General features: G+C 72.8%; 13 protein-coding genes and 1 riboswitch. Of the genes, 7 read left to right on the plus strand and 6 right to left on the minus strand.

The features are described from left to right. Positions 1-89 precede the first annotated feature (89 nt). Positions 90-1,268 (plus strand): hypothetical protein, encoded by a 1,179-nt coding sequence (locus tag ABUW04_RS24480; RefSeq protein WP_380566616.1) that lies wholly within the window; start codon positions 90-92, stop codon positions 1,266-1,268. Between the two features lie 176 nt (positions 1,269-1,444). Next, on the plus strand, positions 1,445-2,461 hold the full coding sequence (locus tag ABUW04_RS24485) for an LLM class F420-dependent oxidoreductase (RefSeq protein WP_380566617.1): 1,017 nt from the start codon (positions 1,445-1,447) through the stop codon (positions 2,459-2,461). A gap of 7 nt (positions 2,462-2,468) precedes the next feature. On the opposite strand, the gene ABUW04_RS24490 is transcribed toward ABUW04_RS24485, so the two are convergent. Then, positions 2,469-3,248 carry a maleylpyruvate isomerase family mycothiol-dependent enzyme gene (locus ABUW04_RS24490; RefSeq protein ID WP_380566618.1) on the minus strand — a complete coding sequence of 260 codons (780 nt, stop codon included), beginning with the start codon at positions 3,246-3,248 and terminating at the stop codon, positions 2,469-2,471. An 80-nt stretch (positions 3,249-3,328) separates the two neighbouring features. Here ABUW04_RS24490 and ABUW04_RS24495 point away from each other — a divergent pair, with 80 nt between their 5' ends. Then, the gene (locus ABUW04_RS24495) at positions 3,329-3,607 is read left to right on the plus strand and encodes a hypothetical protein (protein ID WP_030251225.1); all 279 of its coding nucleotides are present in this window, start codon (positions 3,329-3,331) and stop codon (positions 3,605-3,607) included. Positions 3,608-3,635: 28 nt separating this feature from the next. On the opposite strand, the gene ABUW04_RS24500 is transcribed toward ABUW04_RS24495, so the two are convergent. The 3 genes from ABUW04_RS24500 to ABUW04_RS24510 all read right to left on the minus strand — a co-directional run bounded on the left by ABUW04_RS24500 (position 3,636) and on the right by ABUW04_RS24510 (position 6,965). Continuing rightward, positions 3,636-4,721: a prenyltransferase/squalene oxidase repeat-containing protein gene (locus ABUW04_RS24500; RefSeq protein ID WP_030251223.1), complete on the minus strand. Its 1,086-nt coding sequence runs from the start codon at positions 4,719-4,721 to the stop codon at positions 3,636-3,638. Continuing rightward, on the minus strand, positions 4,718-5,470 hold the full coding sequence (locus ABUW04_RS24505) for a class I SAM-dependent methyltransferase (protein ID WP_380566619.1): 753 nt from the start codon (positions 5,468-5,470) through the stop codon (positions 4,718-4,720). The genes ABUW04_RS24500 and ABUW04_RS24505 overlap by 4 nt, the downstream gene beginning before the upstream one ends. A 157-nt stretch (positions 5,471-5,627) precedes the next feature. Further along, entirely contained in the window at positions 5,628-6,965 is a 1,338-nt protein-coding gene (locus ABUW04_RS24510) for a glycosyltransferase family 4 protein (RefSeq protein WP_380566620.1), read from the minus strand. A 225-nt stretch (positions 6,966-7,190) separates the two neighbouring features. On the opposite strand from ABUW04_RS24510, the gene ABUW04_RS24515 reads away from it, so the two are divergent. Then, positions 7,191-7,787, plus strand: a complete 597-nt coding sequence (locus tag ABUW04_RS24515; RefSeq protein WP_030251215.1) for a TetR family transcriptional regulator — start codon at positions 7,191-7,193, stop codon at positions 7,785-7,787. Positions 7,788-7,930: 143 nt separating this feature from the next. Here the strand turns inward: ABUW04_RS24515 and ABUW04_RS24520 are convergent, their stop codons facing one another. Beyond that, positions 7,931-8,161, minus strand: coding sequence for a ferredoxin (locus tag ABUW04_RS24520; protein WP_030251213.1), 231 nt, complete (start codon positions 8,159-8,161; stop codon positions 7,931-7,933). Beyond that, entirely contained in the window at positions 8,161-9,663 is a 1,503-nt protein-coding gene (locus ABUW04_RS24525; protein WP_380566621.1) for an aldehyde dehydrogenase, read from the minus strand. The genes ABUW04_RS24520 and ABUW04_RS24525 overlap by 1 nt, the downstream gene beginning before the upstream one ends. A gap of 189 nt (positions 9,664-9,852) precedes the next feature. Between ABUW04_RS24525 and ABUW04_RS24530 the strand changes: the two genes are divergently transcribed. The 3 genes from ABUW04_RS24530 to ABUW04_RS24540 all read left to right on the plus strand — a co-directional run bounded on the left by ABUW04_RS24530 (position 9,853) and on the right by ABUW04_RS24540 (position 13,096). Beyond that, positions 9,853-10,908 (plus strand): MBL fold metallo-hydrolase, encoded by a 1,056-nt coding sequence (locus ABUW04_RS24530; protein ID WP_030251207.1) that lies wholly within the window; start codon positions 9,853-9,855, stop codon positions 10,906-10,908. An 84-nt stretch (positions 10,909-10,992) separates the two neighbouring features. Continuing rightward, positions 10,993-11,100, plus strand: a riboswitch (cobalamin riboswitch). 44 nt (positions 11,101-11,144) lie between these two features. Then, positions 11,145-12,422, plus strand: a complete 1,278-nt coding sequence (locus ABUW04_RS24535) for a prenyltransferase/squalene oxidase repeat-containing protein (protein ID WP_380566622.1) — start codon at positions 11,145-11,147, stop codon at positions 12,420-12,422. Next, positions 12,419-13,096 (plus strand): SCO2322 family protein, encoded by a 678-nt coding sequence (locus ABUW04_RS24540; RefSeq protein WP_380566623.1) that lies wholly within the window; start codon positions 12,419-12,421, stop codon positions 13,094-13,096. The genes ABUW04_RS24535 and ABUW04_RS24540 overlap by 4 nt, the downstream gene beginning before the upstream one ends. Position 13,097: the final 1 nt, after the last annotated feature.

Below are 13,097 nucleotides of genomic sequence, written 5' to 3' on the forward strand. Positions count from 1 at the left end.
TGATCCAGACGTCTCCGTTCAAAGCCCGAGCACCGTACGCTATGGGCGGTCCAAGCTTCCGCCCCACCAATCACGAGAGGGCTCTCACGGTGAACCCCAGAACCGTCACCAGGGGAGACGCGGCGCTCGCGGCTGCGGCGCTCCTGTTGCTGATCTCCTCGTTCCTGCCCTACTACAGCGCAGACTGCGGTTCCACCGGCAGCTGCACCGCCAACGCCTGGCACGGCAGCTTCTTCCCGCTGCTGCCCGCAGTGTTCTTCCTCGGCGTGATCGGCGCAGCGCTGGTACTGGTCGGCCGACTGGCGCCGCAGGCTCCCAAGGTCGCAGGAATCGAACTGGCGCACTGGGGCACGGTCCTGACCGTCGCATCGCTGTGGTCCTCGCTGTGGTCGCTGTTCTCCACCCCGTCCCCGCTGCTCAGTCACTCGTTCGGGGCCTATCTCGGCTTCCTGTTCGCCCTGCTGACGGCCGGTGCCGCGATCGCGACGCCGCTGCTGCCCGCACTGGCCGCCCCGCTGACCGCCGCGTCGCCGACGGGGCCGCAGCAGATGACTGGCCCCGGCGGCTACCCGACGTACGGTCAGCCCGGCCAGCCTGGCCAGCCCGGTCAGCCCGGTCAGCAGCCCTACCAGCCGCAGCCCGCGCAGCAGTTCCACCACGGCCAGCCGGTGCAGCAGGCCCAGCCGGGCCAGCCCTTCAGCGGACCGGTCGCCCCCGCGCCCGGCCCCAACCCGGCCCAGGCGTACCAGCCGCAGCCCAGCGGCTACGGCTACCCGCAGCCCGCCGCGGCAGCAGCCCCGGCGCCCGCGCCGTCCCCCGCACCCGCTCCTGCACCGGCTCCCGCCGCGACCCCGCAGGACGCCCCGCCCCGCGAGCGCGAGGACAGTGCGACGGCGCTGCTCACCCCGGTGGTGAAGCCGCAGTCCTCCTCCGCCGCGGAGGAGCAGGCCGCAGCGGAGACGCCCGCCGCAGCTGCTGCGGCAGGAGCAGCGGCCCAGCCGCACAGCCTGGAGAAGGGCGCGGAGCAGCCGGAGCCCGCACCGGCGGCGGAGAACCCGGCCGCCCCGGCGTTCGCGCCGTTCTGGTTCGCCGTGCCGGCGCCCCGCTCGCTGGCTCCGGAGGGCGACTCCGGCGGTCCCTCGGTCGGGGAACTCGTCCCCGGCACCTGGTACCTGGCCATCGCGCAGCGCGGTGACGCCCTGCTGACCCAGACCCAGGAGGGCAAGCGCGGGCTGCTCTCGGACACCTCGGGCATCCAGCGCGGCTGACCACGCGCCGCGCACAGCGCGGCGGCAGCCGTAGCCGCAACCGATACGGGCGCGGGCCGGGACAGTACCCACTGTCCCGGCCCGCGCCCGTTGTGGCCTCACGTCCCGCGCCCTACGCTCACCCCCAAGCAGAACTGACGGTCCATCAGATAGCGGATACCTTGGGGGTCCCCACCATGCGCCTCGGGCTCGCACTCGGCTACTGGGGCGCCGCCCCCTCCCCCGGCTTCGTCGACCTCGCCGTCGAGGCCGAAAGCCTCGGCTACCACAGCGTCTGGACGGCGGAGGCCTGGGGCTCCGACGCCTTCACCCCGCTCACCTGGATCGCCGCCCGCACCAGCCGGATCCTGCTGGGCACCGGGATCGCGCAGATGGCGGCCCGCACCCCGACCGCGACCGCGATGCACGCGATGACCCTGGACCACCTCTCCGACGGCCGGCTGCTGCTCGGCCTCGGGCTGTCCGGACCCCAGGTCGTCGAGGGCTGGTACGGGCGGCCGTTCCCCCGCTCCCCGCTGACCGCCGTCCGCGAGTACGTGGACGTGGTCCGCCAAGTGCTGCGCCGCGAGAAGCCGGTCACCCTGGACGGCGCCTACCACCCACTCCCCTACCCGGGCCCCGACGGGACCGGCCTCGGCAAGCCGCTGAAGCCGATCCTGCACCCGCTCCGCGCCGACCTGCCGATCCTGCTGGGCGCGGAGGGCCCGAAGAACGTCGCCCAGACGGTCCGCATCGCCGACGGCTGGCTGCCGCTCTACTTCTCCCCCACCCCCGGACGCGCCGACCTCTACGCGGACGCCCTCGCCCCGGCCCGCCCCGGCTTCACCGTCGCACCCCTGGTCCATGCCCGGGTCTGCGAGGACGTCGCCGAGGGCCTGGCCCCGATCCAGGCCATGCTGGGCTTCTACGTCGGCGGGATGGGGGCACGCGGCCGCAACTTCCACGCCGACCTGATGGCCAGGATGGGCTACGAGGCCGAGGCCCACCGGATCCAGGAACTCTTCCTGGCCGGCCGGCAGGCCGAAGCCGTGGCCACCGTCCCGGCCGCCTTCGCCGACGAGATCTCCCTGGTCGGACCCCGGGCCCGGATCGCCGACCGGCTCCAGGCCTGGGAGGCGAGCCCGGTCACCGACCTGCTGGTCACCACCCGCGACCCGCTGACCCTGCGCACCCTCGCCGAACTGGTGCTCTGACGAAGCGTCAGTCCAGGGTCAGCCCTTCGAGCCAGAGCGCCACCGCACGGTGGTCGCCGATCACCTGGAGGTCGTTCCTGCCGTCCGGCAGCCGCTTGTTGAGCAGCAGCATCAGCTCCTCGGCGGATCCGCGCACGGCGGCATCGCCCTTGGCGTGCCCCTCCTCGTAGGCGAAGCCCTCCGGCACCTGGGCGCGCCGCAGCAGCCACTCCCCCCGCACATCGGTGCAGTGCAGGTGCAGGGTGCCGCCATCGCCCCGCAGCCGGCCCCGGTTGGGGAACGCCCTGGAGGCAGGGGCCGCGGCGTTGTGCAGCAGCTCGTCGATGTTGTCGGCGGCCAGCTCGGCATCGATCCGCCCCGGCCGTCCGTCGACCGCGAGTTCGGCGTCGATCCGGTGGACCAGCGTCTCGTGGGCCATCCGCCGGCCCCACCAGCCGGTGCTGAACTCCCCGGCCCAGCCCCACACCTCCAGCCCGGTCCCGACCTCGCGCAGCACCGCGGCCACCGCCGACGCTCCGCGCAGCAGCCATTCGGCCTGCCCCGCGGGGTCGGTGGGGATCGCCGCGTCGGGAAGCGCGTCCCAGCCGACCCTCTCCTGGGAGCGGGTGGTGACGATCTGGTTCACCCAGCGGTGCACACGGCCCAGGTGGGCGCAGAGGTCCGCCAGTTGCCAGTCCGGGCAGCTCGGCACCTCGGCCTCGGGGTCGCCGGCGGCCACCATCTCGGCGAAACGCCTCGCGTCCGCCTTCACCCGATCCAGGTACTGCTCGTGTCCGAGCCAGGCCATCGCAGGTCACGCCCCCTTCTGGAAACTTCTTCCGACTGCGTGGAAGTTAGCATCCTGCGGGGCGGGGCAGGCGACAGCACATGAGTGGACTCATTCGCCTGATCGGACTCGCCCTTTATATAGGGGCGTTGATCCTCGTCATCTGGTTCCTGCTGTACCTCTTCGACGCGAACACCGGCAACACGGTGGTCAACTGGTTCCGTGAGGCAGCAGACTGGCTCGCCACCTGGTCCCGCAACATCTTCAACAACAACGGCATCCACAACAGCAAGCTGCGCGCCCTGCTGATCTTCGGCCTCCCGGCCCTGGTCTACGGAGCCGTCGGCAACGCTCTCGGCCGCACCGGCTCCCGCGAGTAGGCGGAATCCGAACAGCATTGACGTAGCGTCAGCAGTCCTGCGGCGCGCAGCACTCGTCGGCCAGTCCGGTCGGCAGCCGCGCGCCGCCGAACACGGTCGCGGTGGCCTCGTCCCCGCCGAGGGCCGCCACGGCCAGCAGCAGCGCGCCCGCGGTCCAGGTGGTGCGCTCCTCGGGCCAGACCGCGTCGTCCTCGAAGACGTAGCCGGTCCAGTAGCCGCCGTCGCGGTGGCGCAGGTGCTGGATCGAGCGGAGTATCTCGACGGCGCGGTCCGACTCGCCGATCGCCCAGAGCGCCAGGGCCAGTTCGGCGCTCTCGCCGCCGGTGACCCAGGGCCGGTCCGAGACGCAGCGGACGCCCAGCCCCGGCACCACGAAGCGGTTCCAGTCGCGTTCGATCCGCTCCTGCGCGGCCGCTCCGCGCAGCGCCGTCCCCAGCACCGGGTAGTACCAGTCCATCGAGTAGCGGTCCTTGTCCAGGAACGCCTCCGGGTGGCCGGTGACCGCGTGGCCGAGCCGGCCCGCGGCCAACTCCCAGTCGGGCTGCGGCTCCTCCAGGCAGTCGGCGATGGCCAGCGCACAGCGCAGCGCGTGGTGGACGCTGGAGCAGCCGGTGAGCAGCGCCTCGTCGGGCGCGCTGCCGTCCTCGTCCCGGCGCCAGGCGACGGTGCCGTCGGGCCGCTGCAGGTCGAGCACGAACTCGACGGCGCGGACGACGGTGGGCCAGACCTCCTCCAGGAAGGTGTCGTCGCCGGTGGCCAGGTGGTGGTGCCAGACGCCGACGGCGATGTAGGCGCAGAAGTTGGACTCCCGGTTGCGGTCCGTCACCGCTCCGTCCGTGTAGGCGGAGTACCAGGAGCCGTCCGGGTTCTGATGCTTCATCAGCCAGCGGTAGGCGGCCTCGGCGGCGGCATGCTCACCGGCCACGTCCAGGGCCATGGCGGCCTCGGTGTGGTCCCAGGGGTCGAGGTGGCCCCCGGCGAACCAGGGGATGCCGCCGTCGGCGCGCTGGTCGGCGAGGATACTGCCGACCGTGGCGGCGGCCTGCTCGGCGTCCAGCACGCCCGGCAGGACCAGGACGTCCGGAACTGCGACGGGCCCGGACCCCGCCGTCATCCGAGCTGCTCCGCGAGCGAGGCGGCGTCGCGGGGCTTGGTGGCGTAGGCGACGAAGCTCTTGCCGATCAGCGGGTTGAGGGCGCTCTCGGCGGCCCGGGTGAGCTTGCTGATCACCGGGGTGCCGACGATGTCCCACACCAGCAGCTGGTGGTAGGCGCGGACCGGCAGCGCCTTGTCGTTGTCGACGCCGACCGCGCACTTGATCCACCAGTACGGCGAGTGCAGCGCATGGGCGTGGTGCTGCCCGTAGGGCTCCAGGCCGGCCTCGCGCATCTTGCCGACCAGCTCGTCGCCGCGGTAGATCCGGATGTGGCCGCCCTCGACCTCGTGGTACGCGTCCGAGAGCGCCCAGCAGACCTGCTCGGGGAGCCAGCGCGGCACGGTGATCGCGATGGAGCCGCCTGGCTTGAGCACCCGCACCATCTCGGCGAGCACGCCCTTGTCGTCCGGGATGTGCTCCATCACCTCGGAGATGATGACCTTGTCGAAGCTGTCGTCGGGGAACGGCAGCGCCAGCGCGTCGCCCTCCATCGCCACGGCCGAGGCGCCCGCCGGAGCCTCACCCTCCTGCTCCATCGCCGAGAACCAGCGCTTGACCTCGCGGATCTCCTCCGCGTTGCGGTCCAGGGCGACGACGCGGCCGCCGCGCCGGTAGACCTCGAAGGCGTGCCGGCCGCCACCGCAGCCGAGGTCGAGCACCCGGTCGCCGGGGGCGATCGGGAAGCGGGAGAAGTCGACGGTCAGCACGGTCGCAGGGCTCCATTCGCGTCGTCGACGCCGGCCGCTTCGGGCAGCGGGCGTCAGTCACGTGGAAAGACGAGGGGAAGGTCGGGGCGGAAGGTCAGGGCGGAAGGTCAGAGCGGAGGTTCGGAGCGGGGGTCAGGGGCGTCGGACCAGCCGCCGACTACACGTACCTCCAGCCGTCGCCGGCCCGGGCGCGCTGCCCGGCCCCGGTGGCGATGGCCTCGCGGTAGCGCTCCGCGGTGAGCTCGGCGGCGCGCTCCCAGGTGAACCTGGCCAGCACCCGCTCGCGTCCGGCGGCCCCGATCCTGGCCCGCAGGTCGGGATCGTCCAGCAGCCGGCCCAGCGCCACCGCGAGCGCTCCGGCGTCGCCCGGGGGCACCGCCAGGCAGGTCTCGCCGTCGGCGCCGGCCACCTCGGGGATCGCGCCGCCGGTGGTGGCGACCAGCGGGGTCCCGGTGGCCATGGCCTCGGCGGCGGGCAGCGAGAAGCCCTCGTAGAGGGAGGGGACGCAGGCGACCTCGGCGCTGCGCACCAGGTCGACGAAGTCACGGTCGTCGATGCCGCCGCGGAACTCCACGGCGCCCTCCAGGCCGAGCCTGCGGATCGCGTCGGCCACCGGGCCGTCCTCGCGCCGCCGGCCGACCACGACCAGATGCGCCTCGCGCTCGGTGCGGACCTTGGCCAGCGCCTCGACCAGATGTATCAGGCCCTTGAGCGGGACGTCCGCGCTGGAGGTGGTGACGATGCGCCCGGGCACCACGGGCACGGACGCGTCCGGCGACCACAGCCGGACGTCGGCGCCGATGGGCACCACATGGACCCGTTCGGGGCGCACGCCCAGGTGCTCGCTGATCTCCCGGGCCGAGCTCTGCGACACCGTCAGCACCGACTCCAGCCGCTGGGCCACCCGCCGCTGCATCCGGGTGAAGCCGTACCAGCGGCGCACCGAGAGCTGCTTGACCAGGCCCTCGGCGGCGGCCAGGTCCAGCTCGCGGTCGACGGTGACCGGGTGGTGGACCGTGGTGACCAGCGGGAAGCCGATGCGCTCCAGGCCGAGCAGCCCGTAGCCGAGGGTCTGGTTGTCGTGCACGACGTCGTAGCGGCCGCGGTGCCGGGCCAGGTGTCGGCGGGCCCGCATGCTGAAGGTCAGCGGCTCGGGGAAGCCGCCGGTGCGCATGGTCGCGTACTCGACCACGTCGGCCACGCTGCGGTACTCGCCGAGGCGGGGGTTGCGGAAGGGGTCGGGCTGCCGGTACAGGTCCAGGCTGGCGATCTCGGTGAAGGAGAGCCGCCCCACGGCGCCCTCCCCGACCTCGTCCAGCACCGGGTACGGCTGGCCGCCGAGCACCTCGACGTCATGGCCGAGGCGGGCCAGCTCCCGGGAGAGGTGGCGGACGTAGACACCCTGCCCACCACAGAAGGGGTTGCCCTTGTAGGAGAGCAACGCGATCCGCAGCGGCCGGTCAGCGGGCGCGAGGCCTCGCACGGCACTGGTCACCTTGGATTCTTCTCCTCTGTCAACGGCTGCCTCGGTCAGGGTAATCTAGAACACGTTCCAATGATGCAGCGTATGGAGTCCCTGAGATTACCGGCCCGTAGCTTTGTGCTCCGGGGCAGGGCTGGTGATTCGCGCCACCCGTGGTGTCTGCGCCATCATTCGGAGCGCTGACGGAACGCTGACGGAACGCCACGAGACGGAACCACACCAGACGGGGTGAGCGACCTGACCACCAATCCCAGGCCGCCGGCCGCGCCGCCGCTCACCGAGCGGCAGGAGGCCCGCCGCCGCCGGATCCTGCACACGGCCGCGCAGCTCGCCTCCCGCGGGGGGTTCGACGCCGTGCAGATGCGCGAGGTCGCCGAGAGCTCCGGCGTCGCCCTGGGCACGCTGTACCGCTACTTCCCCTCCAAGGTGCACCTGCTGGTCGCGACCATGCAGGACCAGCTCCAGCTGATGCAGTCGCAGCTGCGCAAGCACCCGCCCTCGGCCACCGACCCGGGCGCCCGGGTGACCGAGACCCTGATGGGCACCTTCCGCGGGCTGCAGCGCGAGCCGCAGTTGGCCGAGGCCATGGTGCGGGCGCTGACCTTCGCCGACCGCTCGGTGAGCGCGGAGGTGGACCAGGTCAGCCGGCTCACCGCGGTGCTGATCACCGAGGCCATGGCGCTGGACCACCCGCTGAGCCGCGACCAGCTGGCCGCGGTGCGGGTGATCGAGCACACGTGGCACTCGGCGCTGGTCACCTGGCTCAGCGGGCGCGCGTCCATCGCCCAGGTGCGGATCGATCTGGAGACGGCCTGCAAGCTCCTTGCGGAGTAGGTGCAGCACTTGCAGGGTTGGGAGCGCAGTTCCCCGCGCCCCTGGGGGCTGCAACTTCTCCACAGCGGTTCAGCTGCAGCCCCATAGGGGCGCGGGGAACTGCGCGCCCAACCCCCTACGGTCCGCACCCGAAGAACAGACCGTCAATCCGGCGGAAATACGGGTTCGCTGCTGCCGGCCAGCCGCAGGCGAATGGCCTCGACGGGACAGCTCTCCGCCGCCGCCAGCAAGGACTCGGCGGCGTCCGCCTCGTCCTCGACCGGATGCGACTGCCGCGCCCCGTCCAGCCGGAAGCCGTCCGGCGCGGAGGCGACGCAGAGCCCGGAGCCGATGCACACCGCCCGGTCCACCTCCACCTGCCAGCGGTCCCCCATCAACCCTCCCCGCCCTGCGCAGCCCCGTCCGCAGCCGCCGGCGCCACCGCGCTGTACCCCTGCGGCAGGTGGATCGTCTTGGCCTCCAGGTACGAGTCCAGCCCCTCCGGGCCGAACTCACGCCCGATCCCGGACTGCTTGTAGCCGCCGAAGGGCCCCTTGAAGTCCAGGCTGAAGGTGTTCACCGAGAACGTCCCGGTACGGATCTGCCGCCCCACCTCGATGCCGTGCTCGACGTCCCCGCACCACACCGAGCCGGACAGTCCGTAGTCGGAGTCGTTGGCGATCCGCAGCGCGTCCGCCTCGTCCTCGTACGGGATCAGGCAGACGACCGGGCCGAATATCTCCTCGCGGGCGACCCGCATCCGGTTGTCCACGCCGCCCAGCAGGGTGGGCTCGACATACCAGCCCTTGGGCTGGGCCGCGGGCACCCCGCCGCCGGTGAGCACCTTGGCGCCCTCCTCCTGGCCGATCCGGATGTAGTCCAGGTTGCGCTGCTGCTGACGGCGGGTCACCAGCGGCCCGAGCTGGGTGGCCTCGGCCAGCGGGTCGCCGACGACCAGCGAGTCCACCGCGGCGACCAGCTGCTCGGCGATCTCGTCGTGGCGGGCCCTGGGGGCGAGGATGCGGGTCTGCGCCACGCAGGCCTGGCCGTTGTTCATGTAGGCCGAGCCCATCAGGCTGGTGACGGCGGCCGGTATGTCGGCGTCCGGCAGCAGGATCGCCGCCGACTTCCCGCCCAGTTCCAGGGTGACCCGGGTGAGGTTGCGCGAGGCCACCTCCATGATCCGCTTGCCGGCCGCCACCGAGCCGGTGAAGGAGACCTTGTCCACACCCTGGTGGCCCACCAGGTACTCGCTGACCTCGCGGTCCGCGGGCAGGATGCTGAGCACCCCTTCCGGCAGCCCGGCCTCGCGGACGATCTCGGCCAGGATGTAGGAGTCAAGCGGGGTCTCCGGCGAGGGCTTGAGGATCACCGGGCAGCCCGCGATCAGTGCCGGGGCCAGCTTGGCGGCGGCGACGAACTGCGGGACGTTCCAGGGCACCACGGCGGCCACCACCCCGACCGGCTCGCGCCGCACCAGGATCGGCCCGAGCACGCCGGAGCGGTGCTCCTCGAAGGAGAAGTCCCTGGCGGTGGCGATGGCGGCGTCCCAGATCATCATCGGGCCGTAGGCCTGGGCCAGGATGCTCCAGGAGTACGGCGAACCGTTCTCCGAGCTGATCACCCGGGCGATCTCGTCCGCCCGCGCCGCGATGCCGTCCTTGATCCGCTCGGCGACCGCGAGCCGCTCGGCCAGCGTCATCCTGGGCCAGGGCCCCTCGTCGAAGGCCTTCCGGGCGACGGCGACGGCCCGGTCGACGTCCTCGCGGGAGGCGTGCGGCACCCGGCCGATGACCTCCTCGGTGTGCGGGGAGACCACCTCGATGACGTCACGCCCGGCGGGGGCGACCAGTTCGCCGCCGATGAAGAGTTCGCCGTACTCCACTACCTCGGCCATGCCGTCCTCCGGATCGACGATCAGCGATCAACGCAACGCCCGATGTCCTGACGCCCCGTCACTTATGGCGGTTGATAGAACTGATATCAGTTCTACTTATTGAGGGCAACGGTCGTGCAGTAGGCTGCGCAACTAGTTGCCCTATACATAGAACACGTTCTATACCGTTGGCCCGGAGAGGACGGCAGCATGCCCGCCACCGAGAAGTCCCCGCCCCCGCCGACCCAGGACCTCGGCGGCGGGGTGTGGAGCATCACCGTCCCGATCCCTGACAACCCGCTCCGCTACACCCTGGTCTACCTGCTGGAGAGCGACCGCGGCCCGGTCCTGGTGGACACCGGCTGGGACGACCCCAGCGGACGCGAGGCCCTCGCCGCGGGCATCGCCGCGGCCGGGCACAGCCTCTCCGACGTCCACGGCGTGCTGGTCACCCACCACCACCCGGACCACCACGGCCTCTCCGGCCACGTCCGCGAGCAGTCCGGCGCCTGGATCGGCATGCACGGCGCCGAGGCCGCGATCGTCCGGGCCCTGCACAGCAACAGCTCCGGCCGCTGGATGAGCCGGATGGCCGAGCTGATGCGCGGCTCGGGCGTCCCGCAGGAGCACCTCGACGGCCTCAGCCACTTCGGCAGCGCCGGCGCACCGCTGGCCGACACCCTGCCGGACCGGGAGCTGGTGCACGGCGAGTCGGCCGGAGTGCCCGGACGTGAGCTGCGCGTCATGTGGACCCCCGGGCACACCCCGGGCCATGTCTGCCTCTACCTGGACGAACCGGACCGCCCGACCCGGCTGCTCTCCGGCGACCACCTGCTGCCCACCATCAGCCCGGTGGTCAGCCTCTACCCCGAGACCTCGTATCCCGGGAACGAAGGCGGCGACGACCCCGCCGACCCGCTCGGCGACTTCCTCGACTCCCTGGAACGGATCGCCGCGCTGGCCCCCCGGGAGGTCCTGCCGGCCCACCAGTACCGCTTCGACGACGCACCGGGACGCGTCCGCGAACTGCTGGACCACCACGCCGTCCGGCTGGCCGACCTGCACGTGCAACTCAAGCACGAGCCACTGACAGTCTGGGAGTGCGCCCAGCGGATGCACTGGAACCGCCCCTGGGCGGAGCTCACCTTCGTCGCCCGCCACCTGGCCCTCTCCGAGGCGGCGGCGCACGTCCGCCGGCTGGTGAAGACCGGGCTGGCGGAGGAGAACGGCTCCGGGGAGCCGCAGCGGTTCGTCGCCACGGGCTGACGGGGTGACGGCCGGGCCGGTCTCACGGTGCGGATACAGTGGCCGCACAACCTGAGTCCGCTCGATCCGTCACGTCTTCTCCCGCAATGTCTCCATCCGCTTGACCCGCCCCCTGACGGGGGAAGCCGGTGCGATTCCGGCACTGACCCGCAGCCGTACAGTCGGATCACCCGTCAGGAGGCGAGCGGCACCGTCGAGGTCTACGGTCGCCCACCGCTCTCCGAAAGGCTCCACCCATGCCCACCGCCGCCCGCCTGGGCGCCGTCGCGCTGTCCGCCGCCGTCCTCACCGGTACGGCCGCACCCGCGTTCGCCTCCTCGGCAAGCACCGGCGCCAGTCTGAGCGCCAGCCCCAGCGCCAGTCCGGTCAGCATCCCCGTCGGCCTGTACGGCACGGGCGACCCGACCTACGACGGCGTCTGGCGGCAGGGGCTGAGCCTGCTGGCCCTGCACTCCCAGGGGGTCACCCCGGCCGCCTCGGCGGTCGACTGGCTCACCGGCCAGCAGTGCGCGGACGGCGGCTGGCCCTCCTACGACGCCGACCCCGCCAAGGGCTGCGCGGCCGCCACCGAGGACACCAACGCCACCTCCGCCGCGGTCCAGGCGCTGGCCGCCCTCGGCGGCCACGACGACGCCGTGTCCAAGGCCGTGGCCTGGTACCGGAAGGTCCAGAACGCCGACGGCGGCTGGTCCTACAACCCAGGCTCGGCCAGCGACGCCAACTCCACCGGACTGGTCGTCAGCGCGCTCGCGGCGGCCAAGGCCGACCCGGCCTCGGTGGCCAGGGGCGGCAGGACCGCCCTGGACGGTCTGCACGGCTTCCAGCTCGGCTGCTCCGCCGCCGCTGCCGAGCAGGGCGCCTTCGCCTACCAGCCGGACAAGAGCGGCAAGCTGGTGGCCAACGACGCCGCCAGTGCCCAGGCCGCGCTCGCGACCGGCAGCGGCTTCCTCCCGGTGCCGGCCGGCACCGCCGCCGCCTCGACGGCCACGGCCGCCTCCTCCACCGCGGCCTGCGCGGACTCCGAACAGTCCGCCGCCCAGTACCTGGCCCGGCGGCTCGGCTCCGGCCAGGAGCACCTGACCAGCCAGCTCGCCGGCGCCAGTGCCACCCCCGACTACGCCAGCACCGCCTGGGCCGCCCTGTCGCTGGCCGGCACCGGCCACCTGGACCAGGCCAGGAAGGCGGTGGACTGGCTCAGCGCCAACAGCGCGGGCTGGGCCCGGGGAGCGGGTGCCTCCGCCGACGCCGTACTGATCCTCAGCGCCCACGCCACCGGCGTGGACCCGACCCGCTTCGGCGCCGCGAACCTGGTCGCGCAGCTGGAAGCCGCCGGACCGGCCCCGGCCGCCACCGCCGCTGCCAGCGCGACCGCCGGCGCCACCACCGCCTCCACTGCCACCGCCGAGAAGTCCTCCAGTAGTTTCAACCCCTGGTGGCTCGTCGGCGTCGGCCTGGTCGCGGGCGCCGGCATCGGCATGTACATCAGCTTCAACCGGAGTAGGCGGCGGGCATGACAGTACGTCGTACCGGCACGGTGGCCGGGCTGCTGGCCACCGTGCTGTTCCTGGTCCTGGCTGCGGTGACCCCCGCCTCCGCCAGCAGCTACCGCTACTGGTCCTTCTGGCAGGGCTCCGCCGGCAGCTGGACCTACCAGCAGTCGGGACCCAACACCTACCGCCCCGCTGACGGCTCGGTCGACGGCTGGCGCTTCGGCATCAGCGTCAACAGCTCCAGCGCGGCCAAGCCCGGCGCGACGCCGGACTTCGCCACGGCCTGCGCCGGCACCCCCGCGGTGAGCGGCAAGAAGCGGGTCGCCGTGGTGATCGACTACGGCGTCGCGGGCGACGTCCCGGCCGGTTCCACGCTGCCCCGCAGCACCCCGTTCACCACCTGCGCGGTGCTGTCCACCGACGCCACCTCGGCCCAGCTGCTGGCCCAGGTCGCGCCCCCGCTGCGGTACGACAGCAACGGCATCCTCTGCGCCATCGGCGGATACCCGACCACCGGCTGCGGCGAGATCGTCACCGGCACGGCGGCCGGCGGCGCGACCACCGCCGCCCCGAGCGCCACCGGCAAGGCCGCGCCCGCCAAGTCGTCCAAGACCGCCGGCTGGGTCGTCGGCGCCGTACTGCTCGCCGTCCTCGCCGGAGCCGGCTACTGGCAGACCCGCCGCCGCAGGCCGGAGTAGC

Origin of the sequence: Streptacidiphilus jeojiensis (assembly GCF_042510965.1) — a bacterium.
Classification (GTDB): Bacteria; Actinomycetota; Actinomycetes; order Streptomycetales; family Streptomycetaceae; genus Streptacidiphilus; species Streptacidiphilus jeojiensis.

What these genes read in the sequence shown, in the direction of transcription:
- ABUW04_RS24485 (WP_380566617.1), top strand. Translation starts at nt 1,445, where the DNA reads ATGCGCCTCGGGCTCGCACTCGGCTACTGGGGCGCCGCCCCCTCCCCC.
- ABUW04_RS24495 (WP_030251225.1), top strand. Translation starts at nt 3,329, where the DNA reads ATGAGTGGACTCATTCGCCTGATCGGACTCGCCCTTTATATAGGGGCG.
- ABUW04_RS24540 (WP_380566623.1), top strand. Translation starts at nt 12,419, where the DNA reads ATGACAGTACGTCGTACCGGCACGGTGGCCGGGCTGCTGGCCACCGTG.
- ABUW04_RS24520 (WP_030251213.1), bottom strand. Translation starts at nt 8,161, where the DNA reads ATGGGGGACCGCTGGCAGGTGGAGGTGGACCGGGCGGTGTGCATCGGC.
- ABUW04_RS24490 (WP_380566618.1), bottom strand. Translation starts at nt 3,248, where the DNA reads ATGGCCTGGCTCGGACACGAGCAGTACCTGGATCGGGTGAAGGCGGAC.
- ABUW04_RS24530 (WP_030251207.1), top strand. Translation starts at nt 9,853, where the DNA reads ATGCCCGCCACCGAGAAGTCCCCGCCCCCGCCGACCCAGGACCTCGGC.
- ABUW04_RS24500 (WP_030251223.1), bottom strand. Translation starts at nt 4,721, where the DNA reads ATGACGGCGGGGTCCGGGCCCGTCGCAGTTCCGGACGTCCTGGTCCTG.
- ABUW04_RS24525 (WP_380566621.1), bottom strand. Translation starts at nt 9,663, where the DNA reads ATGGCCGAGGTAGTGGAGTACGGCGAACTCTTCATCGGCGGCGAACTG.
- ABUW04_RS24535 (WP_380566622.1), top strand. Translation starts at nt 11,145, where the DNA reads ATGCCCACCGCCGCCCGCCTGGGCGCCGTCGCGCTGTCCGCCGCCGTC.